The organism is Bacillus sp. HY001 (assembly GCF_007558965.1).
Classification (GTDB): domain Bacteria; phylum Bacillota; class Bacilli; order Bacillales; family Bacillaceae_G; genus Bacillus_A; species Bacillus_A mobilis.
On the sequence record NZ_VLTE01000011.1, the window covers coordinates 18,637 to 40,107 of the forward strand.

The 21,471-nt window shown below is 35.5% G+C and carries 20 protein-coding genes and 1 pseudogene; 17 read left to right on the forward strand and 4 right to left on the reverse strand.

What is annotated here, in order from left to right; translation table 11 throughout:
• Positions 1-3 precede the first annotated feature (3 nt).
• The 9 genes from hutU (at position 4) to FOT98_RS07955 (ending at position 11,702) form a co-directional block, all read left to right on the forward strand.
• Entirely contained in the window at positions 4-1,662 is a 1,659-nt protein-coding gene (gene hutU / locus FOT98_RS07915; protein ID WP_063262440.1) for a urocanate hydratase, read from the forward strand.
• A 12-nt stretch (positions 1,663-1,674) separates the two neighbouring features.
• Positions 1,675-2,946, forward strand: a complete 1,272-nt coding sequence (gene hutI / locus FOT98_RS07920) for an imidazolonepropionase (RefSeq protein WP_063262441.1) — start codon at positions 1,675-1,677, stop codon at positions 2,944-2,946.
• Positions 2,925-3,896 (forward strand): formimidoylglutamase, encoded by a 972-nt coding sequence (gene hutG, locus FOT98_RS07925; protein WP_063262442.1) that lies wholly within the window; start codon positions 2,925-2,927, stop codon positions 3,894-3,896. The genes hutI and hutG overlap by 22 nt, the downstream gene beginning before the upstream one ends.
• Before the next feature lie 282 nt (positions 3,897-4,178).
• Positions 4,179-4,640 carry a CarD family transcriptional regulator gene (locus FOT98_RS07930; protein ID WP_176374220.1) on the forward strand — a complete coding sequence of 154 codons (462 nt, stop codon included), beginning with the start codon at positions 4,179-4,181 and terminating at the stop codon, positions 4,638-4,640.
• Positions 4,641-5,233: 593 nt separating this feature from the next.
• Positions 5,234-6,361 (forward strand): alkene reductase, encoded by a 1,128-nt coding sequence (locus FOT98_RS07935; protein WP_063262444.1) that lies wholly within the window; start codon positions 5,234-5,236, stop codon positions 6,359-6,361.
• A gap of 67 nt (positions 6,362-6,428) precedes the next feature.
• Positions 6,429-7,997, forward strand: coding sequence for an FMN-binding glutamate synthase family protein (locus FOT98_RS07940; RefSeq protein ID WP_063262445.1), 1,569 nt, complete (start codon positions 6,429-6,431; stop codon positions 7,995-7,997).
• A gap of 303 nt (positions 7,998-8,300) precedes the next feature.
• Complete coding sequence (putP, locus tag FOT98_RS07945; protein ID WP_063262446.1) at positions 8,301-9,779, forward strand: sodium/proline symporter PutP; 1,479 nt, start codon at positions 8,301-8,303, stop codon at positions 9,777-9,779.
• Between the two features lie 350 nt (positions 9,780-10,129).
• Positions 10,130-11,074 carry a ring-cleaving dioxygenase gene (locus FOT98_RS07950; RefSeq protein ID WP_063262447.1) on the forward strand — a complete coding sequence of 315 codons (945 nt, stop codon included), beginning with the start codon at positions 10,130-10,132 and terminating at the stop codon, positions 11,072-11,074.
• Between the two features lie 19 nt (positions 11,075-11,093).
• Entirely contained in the window at positions 11,094-11,702 is a 609-nt protein-coding gene (locus tag FOT98_RS07955; RefSeq protein WP_063262448.1) for an alpha/beta hydrolase, read from the forward strand.
• 44 nt (positions 11,703-11,746) lie between these two features.
• Here the strand turns inward: FOT98_RS07955 and FOT98_RS07960 are convergent, their stop codons facing one another.
• Positions 11,747-13,279, reverse strand: a complete 1,533-nt coding sequence (locus tag FOT98_RS07960) for a BA3702 family sensor histidine kinase (RefSeq protein ID WP_063262449.1) — start codon at positions 13,277-13,279, stop codon at positions 11,747-11,749.
• 235 nt (positions 13,280-13,514) lie between these two features.
• On the opposite strand from FOT98_RS07960, the gene FOT98_RS07970 reads away from it, so the two are divergent.
• On the forward strand, positions 13,515-13,886 hold the full coding sequence (locus FOT98_RS07970; RefSeq protein WP_063262450.1) for a VOC family protein: 372 nt from the start codon (positions 13,515-13,517) through the stop codon (positions 13,884-13,886).
• Positions 13,887-13,906: 20 nt separating this feature from the next.
• Here FOT98_RS07970 and FOT98_RS07975 read toward each other — a convergent pair whose 3' ends face one another.
• The gene (locus FOT98_RS07975; protein WP_000251342.1) at positions 13,907-14,716 is read right to left on the reverse strand and encodes a YitT family protein; all 810 of its coding nucleotides are present in this window, start codon (positions 14,714-14,716) and stop codon (positions 13,907-13,909) included.
• A 126-nt stretch (positions 14,717-14,842) separates the two neighbouring features.
• Here FOT98_RS07975 and FOT98_RS07980 point away from each other — a divergent pair, with 126 nt between their 5' ends.
• From FOT98_RS07980 to FOT98_RS07995, 4 genes are all read left to right on the forward strand, one after another.
• Entirely contained in the window at positions 14,843-15,664 is an 822-nt protein-coding gene (locus FOT98_RS07980; protein WP_140384300.1) for a protein phosphatase 2C domain-containing protein, read from the forward strand.
• 14 nt (positions 15,665-15,678) lie between these two features.
• Positions 15,679-16,131 (forward strand): peptidoglycan recognition protein family protein, encoded by a 453-nt coding sequence (locus FOT98_RS07985; protein ID WP_063262452.1) that lies wholly within the window; start codon positions 15,679-15,681, stop codon positions 16,129-16,131.
• Positions 16,132-16,148: 17 nt separating this feature from the next.
• Complete coding sequence (locus FOT98_RS07990; protein ID WP_001983516.1) at positions 16,149-16,400, forward strand: DUF2164 domain-containing protein; 252 nt, start codon at positions 16,149-16,151, stop codon at positions 16,398-16,400.
• A 436-nt stretch (positions 16,401-16,836) separates the two neighbouring features.
• Entirely contained in the window at positions 16,837-18,315 is a 1,479-nt protein-coding gene (locus FOT98_RS07995; RefSeq protein WP_063262598.1) for a DUF4822 domain-containing protein, read from the forward strand.
• Positions 18,316-18,528: 213 nt separating this feature from the next.
• Here FOT98_RS07995 and FOT98_RS08000 read toward each other — a convergent pair whose 3' ends face one another.
• Both FOT98_RS08000 and FOT98_RS08005 read right to left on the reverse strand, forming a co-directional pair.
• Entirely contained in the window at positions 18,529-18,741 is a 213-nt protein-coding gene (locus tag FOT98_RS08000) for a CsbD family protein (RefSeq protein WP_063262453.1), read from the reverse strand.
• Positions 18,742-19,056: 315 nt separating this feature from the next.
• Positions 19,057-19,869, reverse strand: a complete 813-nt coding sequence (locus FOT98_RS08005; protein ID WP_063262454.1) for a GNAT family N-acetyltransferase — start codon at positions 19,867-19,869, stop codon at positions 19,057-19,059.
• Between the two features lie 152 nt (positions 19,870-20,021).
• Between FOT98_RS08005 and FOT98_RS08010 the strand changes: the two genes are divergently transcribed.
• From FOT98_RS08010 to FOT98_RS08015, 3 genes and pseudogenes are all read left to right on the forward strand, one after another.
• Positions 20,022-20,225, forward strand: coding sequence for a hypothetical protein (locus tag FOT98_RS08010; protein ID WP_000810209.1), 204 nt, complete (start codon positions 20,022-20,024; stop codon positions 20,223-20,225).
• Between the two features lie 3 nt (positions 20,226-20,228).
• Positions 20,229-20,333, forward strand: a pseudogene (locus tag FOT98_RS33405) (GNAT family N-acetyltransferase); the annotation flags it as partial.
• Positions 20,334-20,676: 343 nt separating this feature from the next.
• Complete coding sequence (locus tag FOT98_RS08015) at positions 20,677-21,465, forward strand: helix-turn-helix domain-containing protein (RefSeq protein ID WP_063262455.1); 789 nt, start codon at positions 20,677-20,679, stop codon at positions 21,463-21,465.
• Positions 21,466-21,471 lie beyond the last annotated feature (6 nt).

Below are 21,471 nucleotides of genomic sequence, written 5' to 3' on the forward strand. Positions count from 1 at the left end.
GAAATGGAAAAAGTACAACAAACAATTCGCGCGCCAAGAGGTAAAGAGCTACAAACGAAAGGGTGGGTTCAAGAAGCTGCACTTCGTATGTTAATGAACAATTTAGATCCTGAAGTTGCTGAAAAACCAGAAGAATTAGTTGTATATGGCGGAATTGGCCGTGCAGCTCGTAACTGGGAAAGCTACCATGCGATTGTAGATTCATTAAAAACGTTAGAAAGCGATGAAACATTACTTGTTCAATCAGGAAAACCAGTTGCAATTTTTAAATCACATGAAGATGCACCTCGCGTTCTTTTAGCGAACTCAAACTTAGTACCAAAATGGGCGAACTGGGATCACTTCCGTGAACTAGAGAAAAAAGGTCTTATGATGTACGGCCAAATGACGGCTGGTAGCTGGATTTATATTGGAACACAAGGGATTTTACAAGGAACATATGAAACGTTTGGTGAAGCGGCACGTCAACATTTCGATGGTTCATTAAAAGGTACAGTAACACTTACTGCTGGTTTAGGTGGTATGGGTGGTGCACAACCTCTTGCTGTAACGATGAACGGCGGTGTTGTAATTGCTATTGATGTTGATAAGCGCAGCATCGATCGTCGTATTGAAAAGAGATATTGTGATCTGTATACAGAGTCTTTAGAAGAAGCATTAACTATTGCGAACGAGTATAAAGAGAAGAAAGAACCGATTTCAATCGGATTGTTAGGAAATGCAGCGAAGATTTTACCAGAACTAGTGAAGCGTAATATCACGCCAGATTTAGTTACGGATCAAACATCTGCTCATGATCCATTAAACGGTTACATTCCAGTAGGTTACACGTTAGAAGAAGCAGCGAAACTTCGTGAAGAAGATCCAGAACGTTACGTACAATTATCAAAAGAAAGTATGAAAAAACATGTGGAAGCAATGCTTGCTATGCAAGAAAAAGGCGCGATTACATTTGATTACGGAAATAACATTCGCCAAGTTGCATTCGATGAAGGTTTGAAAAATGCATTCGATTTCCCAGGATTCGTTCCAGCATTTATCCGCCCATTATTCTGCGAAGGTAAAGGACCATTCCGCTGGGTAGCACTTTCTGGTGATCCAGAAGATATTTATAAAACAGACGAAGTTATTTTACGTGAATTCGCTGACAATGAGCATTTATGTAACTGGATTCGTATGGCACGTCAGCAAGTTGAATTCCAAGGTCTTCCATCACGTATTTGTTGGCTTGGTTACGGTGAGCGCGCGAAATTTGGTCGCATCATTAATGAAATGGTTGCAAATGGTGAATTATCAGCACCGATCGTTATCGGCCGTGACCATTTAGATTGCGGATCAGTAGCATCTCCAAACCGTGAAACAGAAGCGATGAAAGACGGTAGTGATGCAGTAGCAGACTGGCCAATTTTAAATGCATTAATTAACAGTGTAAACGGTGCGAGCTGGGTATCTGTTCACCACGGTGGTGGCGTTGGTATGGGTTATTCACTTCACGCTGGAATGGTTATCGTCGCAGATGGAACAGAAGCGGCAGCGAAACGTATTGAGCGCGTATTAACTTCTGACCCTGGTATGGGGGTTGTTCGTCACGTTGATGCAGGATATGACTTAGCTGTGGAAACTGCGAAAGAAAAAGGCGTTAACATTCCAATGATGAAATAAGGAGGAGAAAACATGCTGGACACTTTACTAATAAATATCGGTCAATTACTAACAATGGATCAAGAAGATGGCTTGTTAAGACGGGAAGCGATGAACACGCTTCCTGTTATCGAAAACGGTGTGGTTGGAATTGAAAACGGCGTAATTACTTTCGTTGGAACAGCGGAAGAGGCTAAAGGATTACAAGCGAAAGAAGTAATTGATTGTGGCGGGAAAATGGTTTCTCCTGGTCTTGTTGATCCGCATACTCACCTTGTATTTGGTGGATCTCGTGAAAATGAAATCGCACTAAAATTGCAAGGAGTGCCGTACTTAGAAATTTTAGAACAAGGCGGAGGTATTCTTTCAACTGTAAATGCAACGAAAAAGGCGTCGAAAGAAGAACTTGTTCAAAAAGCGAAATTCCATTTAGACCGTATGCTATCTTTCGGAGTTACAACTGTAGAAGCGAAGAGTGGTTACGGATTAGATGATGAGACGGAATGGAAACAATTAGAGGCAACTGCGCAATTGCAAAAAGAGCACCCGATTGATTTAGTTTCCACATTTTTAGGTGCTCATGCAGTTCCGAAAGAGTATAAAGGGAAATCAAAAGAATTTTTACAATGGATGTTAGACTTACTGCCAGAAATGAAAGAGAAGCAATTAGCTGAATTCGTTGATATTTTCTGCGAAACAGGCGTGTTCTCTGTCGAAGAATCAAAAGAGTTTTTATTAAAAGCGAAAGAGCTTGGCTTTGATGTGAAAATTCATGCAGATGAAATTGATCCTCTTGGTGGTGCGGAAGCGGCGGCTGAAATTGGTGCAGCATCAGCGGACCATTTAGTTGGTGCTTCTGATAAAGGAATTGAAATGCTTGCAAACTCTAATACAGTGGCCACTTTATTACCAGGAACAACTTTCTATTTAAATAAAGAAAGCTTTGCCCGCGGTCGTAAAATGATTGATGAAGGTGTTGCGGTTGCGTTAGCTACAGACTTTAACCCAGGTAGCTGCCCAACTGAAAATATTCAACTTATTATGAGCATCGCAATGCTCAAGCTGAAAATGACACCAGAAGAAGTTTGGAACGCGGTAACAGTTAACTCTTCTTACGCAATTAATCGTGGGGACGTAGCTGGGAAAATTAGAGTTGGTCGCAAGGCAGATTTAGTTTTATGGGATGCTTACAATTATGCTTACGTACCGTATCATTACGGCGTAAGTCATGTAAATACAGTATGGAAGAATGGTAATATCGCATATACAAGAGGTGAACAAACGTGGAGCACGGCCACTATTTAAAGAAGAATGCAAAGTTTATCGATCGTGAAGTGACGAAATGGAGTGAAATGATTAAAGATTGGGAGGAAGGCGTGGAAATATTCGGTGCTGCCTTAATTGGAGCACCCCTTTCTAAACCATCTATTAGTCATTCAGGAGCGATTTTTGCTCCAAAAACAATTCGTGCGATGTTAGATGCATATAGCACGTACGCAATTACAGAAGAACATGATATGAAGGAAAGTGTTTTATATGATTGCGGTGATATTACGATGCATGTGACGGATATAAAAGAAAGTCATAACCGAATTGCGAAAACAGTTGGTCATGTAACGAAAGTAAATCCGAACATGATACCAATCGTTCTTGGCGGGGATCACTCGATTAGTTTTCCGAGTATAACAGGATTTGCAAACAGTAAAGGAAAGGTCGGGATTATTCAATTTGATGCCCATCATGATTTACGTAATTTAGATGATGGTGGCCCATCAAATGGTACACCGTTCCGTAGTTTACTAGAAAATGGTGTCATTACAGGAAAACAACTCGTTCAAATCGGAATTCGCAATTTTTCAAATGCGCGAGCGTACCATGAATATGCAAAAGAACATGGCGTGACAGTGTATACAATGAAAGATGTACGAGAGCGAGAAATCAAAGATATTATCACGGAAAGTATTGAAGTATTAAGAAAGCAAGGCGTGACTTCTATTTATATTTCTCTTGATATGGACGTACTCGATCAAGCATTTGCACCAGGTTGTCCAGCAATTGGTCCTGGCGGAATGGATAGTACGACTTTACTTGATGCGATTGAATTTCTTGGTAAAGAACCGCTCGTTCAAGGGATGGATATTGTAGAGATTGATCCAACACTTGATTTTAGGGATATGACGAGCCGAGTAGCTGCACAAGTGATTATGAGTTTTCTTTTAGCAAGAGAGACAGTCCGTAAGCAGGTTAGTGTATAGGCGTGAAATTAATAGGGAATGTTTAATGATTCTGTATAAAAAACACATTACTACTTATATGTAGTAATGTGTTTTTTATGTAAAAAGAGCAGGTGAAAGTAGCATGTATATATGTGTGGAAAAGTTAATAAGATTGCGGGTTTTTAGTGATATTTTACGAATTTATTTTCTTAGTTTGAAAGAATTGACATGAAAAATAATTTTATGATAAAATAAAAATTTTGCTAAAAAAATGAATGTGTGTTAAGATTGAGAAGGTTACCATATATGGAGGTGGATTATTTGTTTCAAATTGGCGATAACATTGTTTATCCAATGCACGGAGCAGGTATAATTAAAGCCATAGAAGAGAAGGAAATCGCAGGAGAAAAACAACAGTATTATGTTATAAAAATGTCGGGTAGTAATATGGAATTAATGATTCCTGCAGGGAGAATATTGAGCTCAAATATACGACCAGTCACGGATATAACGGCGGTAGCACACATATTGGATATTTTTCAACATGGAGAATCTGATAGATTACTTACGTGGAAACAAAGGTATAAATTGAACACTGATAAAATAAAGACGGGTAAAATACAAGAAGGTGCTGAAGTTGTACGTGATTTATTACGTATGCAGAAAGAAAAAGCACTTAATGCAAGCGAAAAGAAAATGTTAGATAACGCACACGAATTTTTGATGAGTGAACTGGGATTAATTGAAGGTATCACAGAAAGTCAAATAAAAAGCTTTTGTTAAGATTCATTACAAATAATGTATTATATCCCAAAAAAGATTTTGAATTTTTTGGGAGCATAATTATAGAAAATTAATCATTTCAAAGACATTCAACTCTTTCAAACCACTTTTAGAGCATTAACCCCTTTTGTTATTACTACAATCAAATCCATTTTTATTTTTAAAATTCTTTACGAATGTTCGAAGTTTAATTAAACACTTCGATAGAATAGTTACTTGATTTTTGCAATCCTGATTCACACTGGCACGGACGAGGAGCCGTAAGGATGAAAGAGAGGTAGGGCTTTCATTGTTTTAGGTTTATAAGTTATTATTTTTAGAAGAATACTGAACGACTTTCACTTCTATTATTAAAGTTTTTTATATGTGAAGAGACAATAATTGTTTATTTTCTTTATATAAAAGAGATTAATGAGTTGTCATCCATATACGGTAAACTAAAAAGGTTTCCTTCCTAGGAAACCTTTTTTTATTTGTATCATTCTGTTTTTTTGATATTCGAATGTTTGATGGTAAAGGCGAATAAATTGACGTTACTATCTAAAAGTAAGTATGATGCGATTATAGTAAGAACTTTTTTAGGGGGAAGAAAAATGACAAGTTCAAATAATAAAGCAGCAAGTATTTATGAAGGAACAAATATAAACGCTTGGGGATCTTTTGAAAATATTGAAGAAATAAAGTTGTTTAATCCAATTCAAATTGGATCTTGGTCTCTTCGTAATCGCATAGCAATGGCACCGATGACGAGATGTTTCGCAAATCATGAAACGGGAGTAGTTGGTACTGATGTAGTTGAGTACTATAGAAAGCGTGCAGCTGATGGAGTTGGATTAATTATTACAGAGGGAATCGTCATTAGCCCAAGAGCAAAAGGAAATCCAGGAGTACCAGGAATTTATACACAAGAACAAATCGATTCGTGGAAGCCTGTTACAGAGGCAGTACATAAAGAAGGCGGAACGATTATTGCTCAAATATGGCATGTTGGACGTATGAGTCATCACGAAATAATTGGTGGGCAAATGCCACAAGCACCGTCTGCTATCGCTGCAGAGGGAAATGTTCCACGTTTTCGTAAACCGTTTGATACGCCAGAAGCAATGACGTTAGAAGAAATACAAGAAGTGATCGGTCAATACGCACAAGCTGCGAAGAATGCAATTGAAGCTGGATTTGATGGAGTAGAGATACACGGTGCACACGGATATTTAATCGATCAATTTACTTATGAGTTTGCAAATAAGCGTACTGATAAATACGGCGGAGACTTAAAGGAAAGGTTAACGTTTATGAAAGAAGTAACGGCGGCTGTAATAGAAGCTATTGGAGCTAATAAAACACTTCTTCGTTTCTCTGCTTTCAAAGGTGATAATCCTACTTATATGTGGGAAAACCCTGAGCTTGCAATTGAAACGTTTGTAAATATGTTCAAAGAAGTTGGATTAGCGATGATTCACCCTTCAACGATGAATTATACGGCAGTCATTGCTGACGGAAAGAATTTTCATCAATTAGTAAGAAAATATTGGGATGGTACGATCGTAGGAGTAGGGAATTTAAATCCGAAAGAGGCTGAAGAAGCGTTGCAAGAAGGAACGATTGATGTAGCGGCATTCGGAAGACCTTTAATTGCTAATCCAGATTTTGTTCATCGAATTAAAAATGCTGAAAGTTTAGTTGAATATGATGCGAAAGAGCATCTTGTTACATTAATTTGAATAAAGATAAAAGGAGAACACATCAGGTGTTCTCCTTTTATTATGGATTTTCATAGGAGGAAGCGGGATGAGTGAAACGCTACTCGTTATTATTAGTATATTGCTCTTATTCATGCTACTATTAATCATTTTTTTTATTATTACATTTTTTATTAAAAAACGGACACATCATTCTATATTAAAGCTACATCCATACTTAGGAAGGATGCGTTATTTACTTGAAAAGATAGGGCCGGAATTTAGGCAATATTGGTTTGATCATGATACGGATGGAAAGCCTTTTTCACGGTATGATTTTCAAAGTGTAATGTTTTTAGCAAAGTACCGTTCTGAAATACTTGGCTTTGGATCAAAACGAGATTTTGATACATCTGGTTATTATATTGCTAATACATTATTTCCGATATTAACAGAAGAATTAAGTGTGAATGTAGCGCAAGAACGTGAAGGGAAAAAGTATGTGATTCATAAAGAAGGGTTATTTTCACGAAGAGAAAAATTGACAGCGGATACAACGAATCTTTGGTTATATGAAGAAGATGATGCTGTTATCGTCGGTGAAAATCGTAAATATCCATGGAAACTGTATGGCATGTTTGGAGCATCAGCAACTTCTTACGGTGCGATTGGCGAAAATTATATATTAGCGAGTGGATTTGGTGCGAAGATGGCTGGTGGTTCGTGGATTAATACAGGGGAAGGTAGTGTAATACCAGAACATTTACATACAGGTGCAAATATCGTTGCGCAAATTGGTCCAGGATTATTTGGTTACCGTGATGAGGATGGTAATTTTTCAATGGAGCAATTCATGGAGAAAGCGAAAGAAAGAAATATTAAAGCATTCGAATTGAAATTTGGGCAAGGGGCTAAAATACGTGGCGGTCATCTAGAGGGACAAAAAGTAAATGAGAAAATTGCTTCTGTTCGAAATGTACGAGAAGGAGAAACGATTAATTCACCGAATCGATTTTCATTTTTAAATAATGCAGCAGATACACTTTATTTTATTCAGCAGTTGCAAGAAAACGGAGGTAAACCTGTCGGTATGAAAATTGTAATTGGACAGCAGAAGCCGTTGGAAGATTTATTCAAAACGATGAAAGAGTTAAACATCTATCCAGATTTCATTACAATCGATGGTTCAGAAGGTGGATCAGGAGCAACGTATAAATCGATGGCAGATAGTATGGGACTGCCGCTTATTCCAGCGTTACTGACATGTATTGATACGGCGAATCATTATGGTGTTCGGGATAAATTCAAAGTGTTTGCCTCGGGGAAATTAATTACACCAGATAAAGTGGCAATTGCTTTAGCTATTGGTGCTGATGCTATAAATTCAGCACGCGGGTTTATGATGGCAAGTGGCTGTATTATGGCGCTTCAATGTAATTCGGGGCAATGTCCATCTGGTGTGGCGACGACGAATCCTCATTATCAAAAAGCGTTAGATCCGTATGAGAAGAAATGGCGCGTAATGAATTATGTTGTTAGTATGAGATATAGTTTGTTCTCACTTGCGGCAGCAGCGGGAGTAAAGAGTCCACGCCATTTAACGAGAGAGCATATTATGTTTAAAGATGAGGTGGGGCGGGTGGTGCCTCTTTCGGAACTGTTTCCTACTAGTAAATAGAAAATAAGCTATGTTTAATAGATTAAAAGTCATACATTTGTATGGCTTTTTAATTTGGAAATTAGGAGTGAAAAAGTGCATGATATATTTTCTGAATATTTTTACTTTAATTTATTTTAAAAGCCGGGTAATCCACTGGGATAAAGGCGTTTATAAAGGTTTTTACATGTAGTGAAATTGGCTTGTTCACTTGAAAGAACAAAAAATGTTTGTTAAGGTAGGGAACCATAAGCGAAAACAAGAAAATAGAAAAAGTCATCTTTCGAAATTTTGAATGGCTTATGTAACTAAGGGAGAGATTTGGTGAAGATTGAGATTATGGTTTCGCTTGCTATTTATATGGCAGGTATGTTGTATATCGGTTATTGGTCTTATAAGAAGACATCCGATTTATCAGATTATATGTTAGGCGGAAGGGGACTCGGTCCAGCAGTTACAGCTTTATCAGCTGGTGCTTCGGACATGAGTGGTTGGATGCTAATGGGATTACCTGGTGCGATGTATGCAACAGGATTATCAAGTGTATGGATTGCGATAGGTTTATTAATAGGTGCTTATGCAAACTATTTAATTATTGCCCCGCGTTTGCGAACGTATACAGAAGTGGCAAATGATTCAATTACGATTCCAGACTTTCTAGAGAATCGATTTAAAGATCGTACGAAAATACTTCGTTTTGTCTCCGCTATCGTCATTTTAGTATTTTTCACATTTTATGCGTCGGCTGGTTTAGTATCAGGTGGACGTTTGTTTGAAAACTCTTTCAACCTAGATTATAAGATTGGTTTATTTGTAACTGTCGGTGTCGTAGTTGCTTATACACTATTCGGTGGTTTTTTAGCAGTAAGTTGGACCGACTTTGTGCAAGGATGTATTATGTTTATTGCTCTTGTATTAGTGCCAATTGTTGCTTTTACAGATGTGGGCGGTGTAACAGAAACATTCAATACAATTAAACAAGTTGATGCATCGCATTTAGATATGTTTAAAGGGACTACAATTCTTGGGATTATTTCATTTTTAGCATGGGGTCTTGGGTATTTTGGTCAACCACATATTATTGTCCGCTTTATGGCGATTACTTCTATTAAAGATTTAAAAACTTCTCGTAGAATCGGTATCGGTTGGATGACGATTTCAATTATAGGTGCAATGCTTACTGGTCTAATTGGTATTGCTTATTACGCTAAAAATAATGCAACGTTACAAGACCCAGAAATGGTCTTTGTAACATTCTCAAACATTTTATTCCACCCGTACATTACTGGGTTTTTATTATCAGCTATTTTGGCTTCGATTATGAGTAGTATTTCCTCGCAATTACTTGTTATTTCAAGTGCAGTAACGGAAGATTTCTATAAAACATTTTTCCGTCGTGACGCAAGTGACAAAGAACTTGTATTTATCGGTAGGCTGTCAGTATTAGTAGTAGCTATGATTGCAGTTGCTTTAGCGTATCATCCAAGTGACACAATTCTAACACTTGTCGGTTATGCTTGGGCGGGATTTGGTTCAGCATTCGGACCCGCTATTTTATTAAGCTTATATTGGAAGAGAACGAACAAATGGGGCGTTCTTGCTGGGATGATTGTAGGTGCAGTAGTTGTAATTACTTGGGTACAAATTCCAAGTTTAAAAGCAACTATGTATGAAATGGTACCTGGATTCTTCTGTAGCTTATTAGCTGTTATTGTTGTAAGTTTATTAACGAAAGAACCAGTGAAAGCAATTCATCGTGAATTTAATGAGATGGAAGCAGTGCTGAAAGAGGAAACGAAATAAATTGCAAAGAGAGTAAACTAAATTGATGTTTACTCTCTTTTAATTAAAAATGAAAATAAGGACTTATTGACAATGAAAAATAAGTAACTTATAATAAATCTTGAGTTCGAGATAAATAATAGTTCAAATCAAGATTTATTGTGATTATAGAATGAGAAAATATTTTTTGTATAATATCTCGAATTCGAGATAATTCCGATAAGTTAGATGTTGATGTGTAATTTTATAATTAATATCTTGAATTCGAGATAAAATCGTAACGATGGATTTTACTTTGCAGTATGGACAAAATGAATAATGAATTTGAATGTATAAAAGTTTTTAAAATGAAATAAAAAGGGGCGGAGAAAATGGAAAAGAAAACGATGGGAATTCATCACATTACAGCAATCGTAGGACACCCACAAGAAAATGTAGATTTTTATGCTGGTCTGTTAGGTTTACGTTTAGTGAAACAAACAGTGAATTTTGATGATCCAGGCACGTACCATCTTTATTTTGGTAATGAAGGAGGGAAGCCCGGAACAATTATTACGTTTTTCCCATGGGCAGGTGCTCGTCAAGGAATTATTGGTGATGGTCAAGTAGGAATCACTTCTTATGTCGTACCAAAGGGCGCAATGGAGTTTTGGGAAAATAGATTAGAAAAATTCGATGTTTCGTATACAAAAATGACTCGATTTGGAGAACAGTATTTAGAATTTGATGATCCACATGGTTTGCATATAGAATTAGTGGAAAGAGAAGAAGGCGAATTAAATAATTGGAGTTTTGGAGAAGTTACACCAGAAGTAGCAATTAAAGGATTTGGTGGTGCTGTTCTTTTATCTGCACAACCTCAAAAAACTGCTGAATTGTTAGAGCATGTTATGGGTCTTGAGAAAATTGGAGAAGAAGGTGAATTTGTTCGATTCCGTTCTTCTGCTGATATTGGAAATATTATCGACTTGAGATTATCAACAATCGGTCGTGGTCAAATGGGTGTTGGTACAGTTCATCATATTGCTTGGAGAGCGAGTGATGATGCTGATCAATTAGATTGGAAAGAGCGTGTGACTCGTTTTGGATATCACGTAACGCCTGTACAAGATCGAAATTATTTTAACGCAATTTATTTTAGAGAACACGGGGAAATCTTATTTGAAATTGCAACAGACCCTCCTGGTTTCGCTCATGACGAATCGTTAGAGACGATGGGTGAGGAATTAAAGTTACCGGAGCAATATGAAACACATAGAAAACAAATTGAACAAACACTTTTACCATTTGAAGTGAGAAATTTAGACGGAAAGTGATTGAAAGGGGAAAAAGATTATGATGAAACATGTTTTTCAAAAAGGAAAAGATACGTCAAAACCAGTGTTGTTATTACTTCATGGTACAGGTGGTAATGAATTAGATTTATTACCACTTGCAGAAATAGTTGATCCGGAAGCATCTGTATTAAGTGTTAGGGGAAATGTATTAGAAAATGGCATGCCACGTTTCTTCCGTAGATTGGCAGAAGGCATTTTTGATGAAGAAGATTTGATTTTCCGTACGAAGGAATTAAATGAGTTTTTAGATGAAGCTGCAAAAACATACGAATTTGATAGAAATAACATTGTAGCTATCGGTTATTCAAATGGAGCAAACATTGCTACAAGCTTATTATTCCATTACGAAAATGCATTAAAAGGCGCTGTGCTCCATCACCCAATGGTGCCTAGAAGAGGAACACAATTACCTAATTTAGCAGGGAAATCCGTGTTTATTGCTGCTGGGACAAATGATCCGATTTGTTCATCAGCAGAGTCAGAGGAATTGAAGGCATTATTAGAAAGTGCAACTGCAAACGTAAAAATGCACTGGGAAAATAGAGGGCATCAATTAACAATGGGTGAAGTAGAAAAAGCAAAAGAATGGTATGACAAAGCATTTTAAAAAAGAAGCATCTGCTAACAATTAGCAGATGCTTCTTTTATTATTTACGACTGAATCGCAAGATGAGATGAAGAAAGTGGCAATTGAATATCAACGATTGTACCTTGATTTAATTCGCTTGAAATGTGTAATTTACCATGATGTTCCTCAATTATTTTGTAACACATCATTAATCCTAGTCCAGTTCCTTTTTCTTTTAAACTATAAAACGGTTCGCCTAGACGAGAGATACGATCTTCTGGGATACCACAGCCTTCATCAATAATCCGTATTAAAATGAAAGCATCATCAAATGGTTTTGTTTGGATGTAAATATTTCCGCCATTTGGCATCGCTTCTATCGCATTTTTTAATATGTTTATAAAAACTTGTTTTAATTGGTTACCATCACACTGAATATCATGTTTGTAATCAAAATGATCCATAATGATATGGACACTATGCATAATAGCAGTTGGTAAAATAAATGTAACTACTTCTTCAATTAAAGTTTGTATGTTACAAGTTTGGATAGATAATACTTGTGGTTTAGACATTGCCATAAATTGACTTGTAATAGATTCCATCTGTGAAATCTCACTTAACATAACATCGATATACCATTTCTGCTCCTCATTGATTTCAGGGAGTAGCAATGTTAGAAAACCTTTTAGAGAAGTGAGTGGATTTCGAATTTCATGGGCAATTCCAGCTGTCAGTTGTCCGACTACTGCGAGCTTTTCTGATTTTCGTAATAACTTTTCTGTTTCTTTAAGTTCGGTAACGTCTCTACCCATTACGATAAGACCCTTACGCGAGCCGTCAGGATGATAGAGAGGAACTTTCGATATACTTAAGATTAAGTCGAAATCATCTCTATGAATAATAAATTCCTCACCATGAAGAATTTGTCTTTGTTGCCACGCTAGTTCATCAACTTCTTCACAATGTAAAAAAGCTTCTCGGTACGCTTCATTATATTGAATGAGTTCACTATCTTTTTTCCCGTGGTAAGGTACATGGTGGAAATTGAAGCAAGAAAGTGCGTAGTCATTTGCTTCAAGCCAGCGCCCTTCATGATCCTTAAATATAACGAACGCAGGCATGGAGTTCACTAATGTACGTAATCTCTTCTCGCTTTCTTTTAGTATGTTCTCAATTCTTTCTGATTTTTCAAGAGGCTTCATAATGGCATATACGCCAGTTAGACGATTTTGGACAAATATAGGAACTAGTTTAGTCACGACGTCTAATAAGAATCCATTTTTATGATAAATAGATAACATATACTCTTGTTGATTATCCGCTTTAGTATTCTTTATATTTTGTAATACTTGCTCAGAAATATGAGCTTCTAAAATAGAGGTAATATTTTTCTGTTCTAATTCTAAAGAAGTGTAACCTAATATTCTTTCGACAGAAGGGTTCGTATGTAGAATAACTCCCTCTAAGTTCAATGAAATAATACTATCAGGATTGTGCTCGAACAGAGATGCGTACATTTCTGCTGAAGAACGATCTTGTATATGGTTTCGCAAACGTCCAGAAATGTTCAGATGACGTTTTCTTTGAAATGATGAATATTTTTTACGACTCATAATAGTTCCTCCGTACAAATAGCATCTAAAAAGATTTGTCTATTCATAACTATAATATAGATGCAATGTATATTTCTATAAAAAATGGAAGTTATATAATAAAATTTGTTTTCTTTATTTTGGAAAAGTGCGTATAGGGTGGTAATAAGGGGAGCTTATATTGTTTTATAAAGCATTTGTAAGTTACAGGAGTAGGTTTTCCTTATAATATTAGGATAGAAGAGGGGGAGAGAAAATGAGAAATTATATTCAAGGTATTGATCATGTACAAGTAGCTGCGCCTGTAGGGTGTGAAGAAGAAGCACGAGATTTTTATAGTAATAAAATTGGTATGGAGGAAATCCCGAAGCCAGAGGAATTAAAGAAGCGCGGTGGCTGTTGGTTTAAGTGTGGAAATCAAGAGATTCATATTGGAGTTGAGCAAAACTTCAATCCAGCTAAAAAAGCGCATCCGGCTTTTTATGTTTTAAAAATTGATGAATTTAAAGAAGAGTTAATAAAGCAAGGTATTGAAGTAATAGATGATCATGCACGACCAGATGTAATTAGATTTTATGTGTCAGATCCGTTCGGAAATCGAATTGAATTTATGGAAAATAAAAACTAGGTGGAAATCCACCTAGTTTTTTAACCTTTTCTAAACAATCCTAATACTTCAACCGTTTCTGTAATGTTAACGAATGCATGAGGATCAATTTCAGAAATTGTTAATTTCATACTTGCTAATTCTTCACGAGAAACGACTGTCATAAGTACACGTTTCTTTTCGCTGGAATAAGCACCTTCGCCATCAAGTAATGTAATTCCACGTACAACAGTTGAAAGAAGTTGTTTTTTCATTTTTTCTGCTTCATTTGTTACAATCATAAGTGTAACCTTCCGATGTTTCGTATGAATAGCATCGATAACTTTACCAGTTACATAAATGGAAAGTAAGCTTGTAAGAGCAACATCCCAAGTGAAGAAGAATCCTGCAATGATTACAACGACTGCATTTAAAATAATAAGGAATCCGCCAAGTTTAATGTCACGTTTGCGAGACAACAACATACCGATAATATCAAATCCACCAGTTGATCCATTACAGTTAAAAACAAGACCGATACCAGCTCCGGCAATGACACCACCAAAGATAGATGATAAAAGTGGATCTGTTGCTACGACTTTCACTGGAACATAGTATAATGCAACAGATAATACAATAACAGAGATAACAGTGTTAAAAATTACTTTTTTTCCAAGACCTATGTATCCTAAAATAAGGATAGGTAAGTTTAATACGAAGTTAATAATACCCGTGTTTACAGGAGTTACAATCCCTAAAATAATAGCAATTCCGCCAATTCCACTACTTAAAATTTTGTGGGGGATAAGGAAAAGATTAAAGGCAATCGCAATAATAATAGAACCAATAATAACACCAAGAAATCTGACCATCTCTTTCCCGTCCTTCACTAAAAAATTCATATTATTTCAAGATTATATATGATATTGAAAGTTTTGGGTAAAAACAGTTTATTTCGGAAAATTAGATTAATCAAAAGAATTCGAGTATTTTATCATTTGAAAGGGGATACAGTTGTGAAGATAAAAACATATCAACAGAAAAGCCCGTTGAAGCAAGAATGTGAGGATTCTTATTTTTGTAATGAAGAAAAAAAGATTTATGGTGTATGTGATGGGGCAACACCACTCGTCCCGTTTCATGATGAAAAGGGACATAATGGAGCATACATCGCTTCACATTTATTTGCAAGTTATTTTGCTTCATTACGCGAAACTCATAGTTTACCAGTTGCCGTCGCAAAAGCAAATGAAGCATTGCAAAGCAAAATGTTAGAATATGAAGTAGACATGAGAAAGAAAGAGCAATTGTGGTGTACATGTATCGCGGCCGTTCAAATAGATGGTGAGAAAATCGAATATGTACAGTTAGGGGACTGTATGATTGTCGCAATACTTCAAAATGGAACGATGCAAGTATTAACGAAAGACACAGTCGAAGGAATTAGTAAACGAGCAAAAAAGAAGAGAGAAGAAGATCGTAAAAAAGGGTTATCTGTACCAGAAGAACATGTTTTTCAAGATGTGAAAGAACAGTTAAAATACAATCGTTATCTTGCAAATATGCAGGATGGATATTCCGTTGCAAATGGAATGAGAGAAGCGATACATTATTTACAACATGGGGAATTACATATAGATGAAGTGAGCGGGATTTTTATTTGTTCAGACGGGTTATTCCACCCAGATTGGCCACTCGAACAAACTGTTGCATATATAAGAAAGAATAGTATAAATGATTATGTAGCAATTATTGAAGAGCTAGAAGGGGAAAAGAGAATAAGACCAGATGATAAAACAATGATGATTATTGAATTGTAAGGGAGGACGTTGAAATGGAAATTAAATGTGTTAATTTAACATTTCAAGATGAATTAGTTCCTTTAGAAACAGTAAATAAACTGATTATTCACCACACATCCGAAGATGGATGGGATGTGTATAAAACACATGAATTTCATCAAAAAGTAAGAGGGTGGAGCGGGATCGGTTATAACTATTTTATTGAAGAAGATGGAACTGTAGTTGAAGGACGAGGTTTACATATTGGAGCACATGCGAAAGATAATAATAGAGATACAATTGGAATATGCATAACGGGTAATTTTGATAAATATGATCCAACTATTGCACAAATGAATGCATTATATTTTTTATGTAAAATGTTTATGAGGCAGTTTGCTATAAAGAAAGAAAATATACTAGGTCATAGGGAGTTAGAAGGAGTTACAAAAAGTTGTCCTGGCAGTCGATTTTCTATGGTAGAGTTAAGAAACGAACTATCTTAAATATAGAGGAGTAAGAAATGATGATGAATATAAAAATACCAAATGATAAAAAAGAAGAGCTTGTAGCACAAATTCAGCAATTTTTCGTTGAAGAAGATTTAGATGAAATTGGGCGTTTCCAAGCAGAGCGTTTAATTGAAGAAATGATTAAATTAGTAGGACCGTTTGCATACAATCAAGCAATAGGAGACGCTAGAAAGCTTGTAACAGAGAAACTATCTAATATTGAAGAAGATTTGTATGTGTTAGAGAAGAGTGAAGGGAAGTAAACTTTCGCCAATTATAAAATAAGTATTTGCCACGGCTTCTTTCCAATGTTTTGTTTGGAAAAGGCCGTGAAATTGTTTTTGACCATATAAAATAAACCTTTTCTTTTTTACCAAAAGGGACCCCAGAATTAAAAAAACGTTATTCTTTCTTAACAAGCTAGATGAGAAAGAATAACGTTTTTTTGATTGAGATTAAAAATATATTATCTTAATTTTATCTTTTTTTAATAATTTATTTATGGGCAATTTATAGTTGCTATTTATAATTCCTATATATAGCAGCTATGGATACTACAAAGAAAAAATTTGGATGTGTAACACTTTGTATCCAATTCGCTGTAATCAAAATTTAAAACATGAATTGCTCACATAGAATTTTCTTTTGGAAGATAAGTGGTGTAATTCTTTGTTAAATGAAGGAAGGGATTGGGAAGCTATGAATAAAACAATTTTAAAAACATGTATCATATCAGCAGTTTTAGGTGGAAGTCTATTAAGTGAAACGAATGGAGAGGTGAAAGCAGAAGAGGTTACACCAAAAACGAATCATACTGGTGTATTCAAAGATGTTCCAAAGGGGCACTGGGCATATGAGGCGATTCAGCAATTAACAGGTGAGAAAATCATTTTTGGCTATGATGATGGAACATTTGGTTTTGGAGATAACGTAACACGCGAACAGGTTGCAGCTTTAATGTATCGTTATTTTAATATGGAAGAAAACAAAAATTATCAAAATCCATACGGTGACGTAAGTGAAGATTCAACAAGCTATATAAAGGAAATTTTATCTTTAACAGAAATGGGTGTGTTTACGGGTGACGAGCATGGGAACTTTAGACCGAAGGCATCCTTAACACGTGCAGAAATGGCACAAGTTCTTACAAATGCTTTTCATTTAAAGGCAAAGAGTGATCACACTTTTAATGATGTTTCAACGAATTCATGGGCAAGAAATGCAATTAGTGCTGTTCAAACAAATAATATTGCAAAAGGAGTAGGAGAAGGGAAGTTTGCTCCAAGTATGGATGTGACACGTGAACAGTACGCACAATTTTTATACAATGCAATACAAGAAACGAAAAAAACTGAACAAACGAAAGGGCAACTACTAGCTAATATACTTGGTGAAACGAATTGGCAAGGGACAAAAGTCTATGACAAAGATCATAATGATGTAACGAAAGAAAATCAAAATTTCATTGGGCTTGCAAAATATGATGTTAAAACTGCAAGGTATGAATTTTTTAATGCAAATACAGGAGAGAGTCGTAATGATAGCGGTACCTTTTTTATAACGAATGATGGAAAGAAAAGAGTGTTAATTTCTGAAACGCAAAATTATCAAGCTGTTGTTGAATTAACGCAATTAGATAAGCAGAAATTTACATATAAAAGAATGGGGAAAGATGCAAAAGGGAGCGATGTAGAAGTGTTTGTTGAACATGTTCCTTACCATGAAAAAGAACTATCTTTCACGCGACCTGATAAAAATTTAGAAAGCTCGACAGGTAAAATAGTTACAGACGTTGATGGAGATGAAATTTTATCTAGTACACTATGGAACGGAACGGTGGTATTAGACGAACAAGGTAATAATGTAACAAAATACAACTCAAACTTAATCAGTCTAGCAAAATACGATAAAAATACAAATAAATACGAGTTTTTCAATGTAAATACAGGAGAAAGCCGTGGAGACTATGGTTTCTTTGATGTTGTACATGGTAATAAAATAAGGGCTCACGCTTCGTTAGGAAATAATAAATATGGTGCGGTCCTTGAACTTACAGAGTTAAATAAAGAGAAATTTACGTATACAAGAATCGGGAAAGATGCGAATGGAAAAGATATAAAAATCTTCGTTGAGCATGAACCGTATACAGGTGACCTAAAACCAAATTTCACAAAGTAATCTTTTATTCTAGCAAAGGTATTATGTTGGGGAATGTCGGTAAGGGGAAGCCTCAGTGGTTAGGAAGTTATATAGTAGAAGCAAAATAGCAGTTTATAGACAAATAGATGCCCTTAGGCATCTATTTGTCGTTTTAAAATAATTTTATCGGCAAATATAAAATACAAACTTTAGTAACTTACTACTTGCCCAACCATACATCCTGGTTCTTTTTTATTTATTCTCTCTATGCTCTTTATATTCATGAACTTTCTCTTTTACATTACCTACAGTATCTTTAGCAGTGCCTTTCACTTTATCCCATTTTCCTTCAGCTTGTAATTTTTTATTGTCAGTTACTTTCCCAACAACTTCTTTTACTTCGCCTGTTACTTTATCAATAGCACCTTCTACTTTTTCTTTTAAACCATGATCATGTTTAGTCATACATTTCTCCTCCTTGTAGTTTGATTAGAATTCTCTTTTCATATTGCAAGTTGAATGATGTATCTAGTAATAGCGTAACAAATCTAGTGTGAATATTCAAATGATTAATAGGATAGAAAAGGAATTGTCATAAAGTGAAACTTTAATCAGTGGGGGCATCCCCACTGATTATTAGTTGAACCAATCGGGCTTTTATGGGCAGTTGATCTCCCACCTAATTTCTTTGCTTTCGCTGAATTTGGCGGTGGAGGTCTTACTGCCCGTTAATGCGGGGTAGAATGTATAAGATTGTAATGAAAGGAGAAAGAATGTTAATTATATTTCTTTTGTAGTCCATATTGATTTTGTATAAGCAATTTTCATATGGGCACGTTCCATATTATTTTGACTGCCGCTACCGAACTTTGCTTGCCCAATTATTAAATTACAATTGGATTCAATAGCTGTTTCAATTCGTTTTTGAATTAATGCAGTATGACAGCCTTTACGTTGAAATTCTGGTAAAGTAGCAGATGCAGCTAATGAAGCAACACCGTTATTTATATAGAGAACGCCTATACTAGCAGGAGTGTTTCGAACTTCGGCTATGAAAAAATGCCAGCCGGGTTTATTGTAGAGAATTTCGTTATTTTGACGGACGCCATCTTTTGTAAAGGATGGCATATTAAATCCACGTACATATATGTCTGCAAAAATATGAAATTCACTTTCTTTCAGTTGGCGTACTGAAATGTTAGAAGGAAGCAGGGATGGATCCTTTCTCGGTATACTATATAAAGCGGTATGGAAGCCCGATTGGTAAAAACCTTTTTGCGATAAGTATTGAAATAATTCGGCTGTACCTTGAGCGGGTGTAATTTCAAAACGACAAGGGATTTGTAGCGATTGATAATAAGAGATGATTTCATCTATCTCATCTGTATTGGTAAATGTAGTACCCTTCACGGTATTAAAAGCAGGACCAGCAATTATTTTTGATGAAAAGGCAGTGGCGTTCCCGAATTTTTTCATTTGTATTTGCATTGGGTTTCCACTTGTTGCTTGCAGTAGCACTAATCTAGAAGAAAGCATATGTATTTCTGCGTTTTCTATTTCTTGTGCTGTATTGAGCGTCATAATTGTACTCATATAATTCCTCCGTCAATAAATATATTTCATAGTACATATACGGTGTTTGTTTTGAGATTCCTGTTGAAATGTAAGAGAATAAGAGGTTTTTTGGAAGGGAAATGGAAGTGAATTGTCGAAGGGAGTGAAAACAGATTAAAGGTGGTGCTCTCATGAAACAGAAAGACGTGCAGACATGCTCTAATTGTGGTTCTCAAAACATAGGGGAAGGTGAGTTTGTCGGATATGCACAAATACGGAAAAAGGAGACGATGTTCACATCTTCACCAGTAGATGCTTATATTTGTACAGATTGCGGGAATATCCTTTTATTAAAAGTACGACATTATGAAAAGTTTAAGCAGAAGCCGTTATGATTATTGAAAAGTGTTTTTATTAAGGAAGTTAATAGGAGTAATATTTTACATATATATGAATATGCCTTATATAAAGAGATGACAACATATACTGTGTGGGATGCTTATTAATAGTTGCACAACATACAAAAATGTATAGAAGAAATTGTGAATTAATATGAGAAAGAAAATTAGTTCTTCTTGGAATATTTCATATCGAAAACTCCTTTAAATGAATAAGGGGGTTTTTGTATTTTTATAGCAAAAACTTCCTTTAATTGTTATAATTGGTTATTGGGATAGAGTGTTTTTATTCACACCATAATCATAAAAGAAAACTAGCTAAATCGTATACAAAACCGCTATTTAACACAATCGCAACCGTAAGTTGACAAAGTGCAACCGCAGGAAGATAGAGATAAGGGCAATGTTTACATACAATTTAGGTAAGAAAACAAAGGGGGACACACATATGGGATTTGGTGAAAAGCTTTTTAAATTAAGAAAGGAAAAGGGCCTTTCTCAAGAAGCATTAGCTGAAAAATTAAACACAACAAGGCAAGCGGTTAGTAAATGGGAAAACGGTCAAGGTTTTCCAGAAACTGAAAAGTTAATAATGATTGGAAATGTTTTTGAAGTATCACTCGACTATTTATTAAAAGAAACTGCAGAGCAAAGTAATGAAAATGTGGAGGGCTATTATGTAAGTCAGGAAATGGCAGAAGGGTATATAGTGTATGGGCAAAAAATTTCTAAATATATTGCGTTAGGATTTAGTTTGCTCATTTTATCTACAATACCGTATTTATTATTTAAAGAAAATGCAACAATGTCAACATTCCTTGTCATTATCATTGCTGTCCTTGGAATTGGATCAATGATGGTACCTGCAACAATAGAAGAGAGTCGATACAATGTACTGAAAAAAGAAGAACTACTATTTGATCAAAACTTTCTAAAGGAATTGACAAAAAGATATGCGATTATTAAGAAGAAGTATGCTGCAGTGATGATTGTTGGATTTTGTTTTATAGCCGCAGGCGCAATACCGTTTTTGTTTGAGGAAAAACATATCACTTCAGGAGAATTAGTGCAGTATTATCCGTATTGTGTTGTACTGATTGCAATTGGAGTCTATCTTTTTGTCCGTGTTGTAGGAGTGTGGGAGATATATCGAATTTTAGTAGAAAATAAGGAATACAGTAATCGTTTTATTTTTAAAATGAAAAAGAAAGTAAGGAAAAAGGTAGATAGTTTATAAAGAATA

Excerpts from the sequence above, each read along its gene's own strand:
- FOT98_RS07940 (WP_063262445.1), top strand. The coding sequence starts at position 6,429 with ATGAGTGAAACGCTACTCGTTATTATTAGTATATTGCTCTTATTCATG.
- hutU (WP_063262440.1), top strand. The coding sequence starts at position 4 with ATGGAAAAAGTACAACAAACAATTCGCGCGCCAAGAGGTAAAGAGCTA.
- FOT98_RS08010 (WP_000810209.1), top strand. The coding sequence starts at position 20,022 with ATGAAACAGAAAGACGTGCAGACATGCTCTAATTGTGGTTCTCAAAAC.
- FOT98_RS08005 (WP_063262454.1), bottom strand. The coding sequence starts at position 19,869 with ATGAGTACAATTATGACGCTCAATACAGCACAAGAAATAGAAAACGCA.
- FOT98_RS08015 (WP_063262455.1), top strand. The coding sequence starts at position 20,677 with ATGGGATTTGGTGAAAAGCTTTTTAAATTAAGAAAGGAAAAGGGCCTT.
- FOT98_RS07985 (WP_063262452.1), top strand. The coding sequence starts at position 15,679 with ATGGAAATTAAATGTGTTAATTTAACATTTCAAGATGAATTAGTTCCT.
- FOT98_RS07995 (WP_063262598.1), top strand. The coding sequence starts at position 16,837 with ATGAATAAAACAATTTTAAAAACATGTATCATATCAGCAGTTTTAGGT.
- FOT98_RS07960 (WP_063262449.1), bottom strand. The coding sequence starts at position 13,279 with ATGAGTCGTAAAAAATATTCATCATTTCAAAGAAAACGTCATCTGAAC.
- FOT98_RS07975 (WP_000251342.1), bottom strand. The coding sequence starts at position 14,716 with ATGGTCAGATTTCTTGGTGTTATTATTGGTTCTATTATTATTGCGATT.
- FOT98_RS07955 (WP_063262448.1), top strand. The coding sequence starts at position 11,094 with ATGATGAAACATGTTTTTCAAAAAGGAAAAGATACGTCAAAACCAGTG.
- FOT98_RS08000 (WP_063262453.1), bottom strand. The coding sequence starts at position 18,741 with ATGACTAAACATGATCATGGTTTAAAAGAAAAAGTAGAAGGTGCTATT.
- FOT98_RS07970 (WP_063262450.1), top strand. The coding sequence starts at position 13,515 with ATGAGAAATTATATTCAAGGTATTGATCATGTACAAGTAGCTGCGCCT.
- hutI (WP_063262441.1), top strand. The coding sequence starts at position 1,675 with ATGCTGGACACTTTACTAATAAATATCGGTCAATTACTAACAATGGAT.
- FOT98_RS07950 (WP_063262447.1), top strand. The coding sequence starts at position 10,130 with ATGGAAAAGAAAACGATGGGAATTCATCACATTACAGCAATCGTAGGA.
- FOT98_RS07990 (WP_001983516.1), top strand. The coding sequence starts at position 16,149 with ATGATGATGAATATAAAAATACCAAATGATAAAAAAGAAGAGCTTGTA.
- FOT98_RS07935 (WP_063262444.1), top strand. The coding sequence starts at position 5,234 with ATGACAAGTTCAAATAATAAAGCAGCAAGTATTTATGAAGGAACAAAT.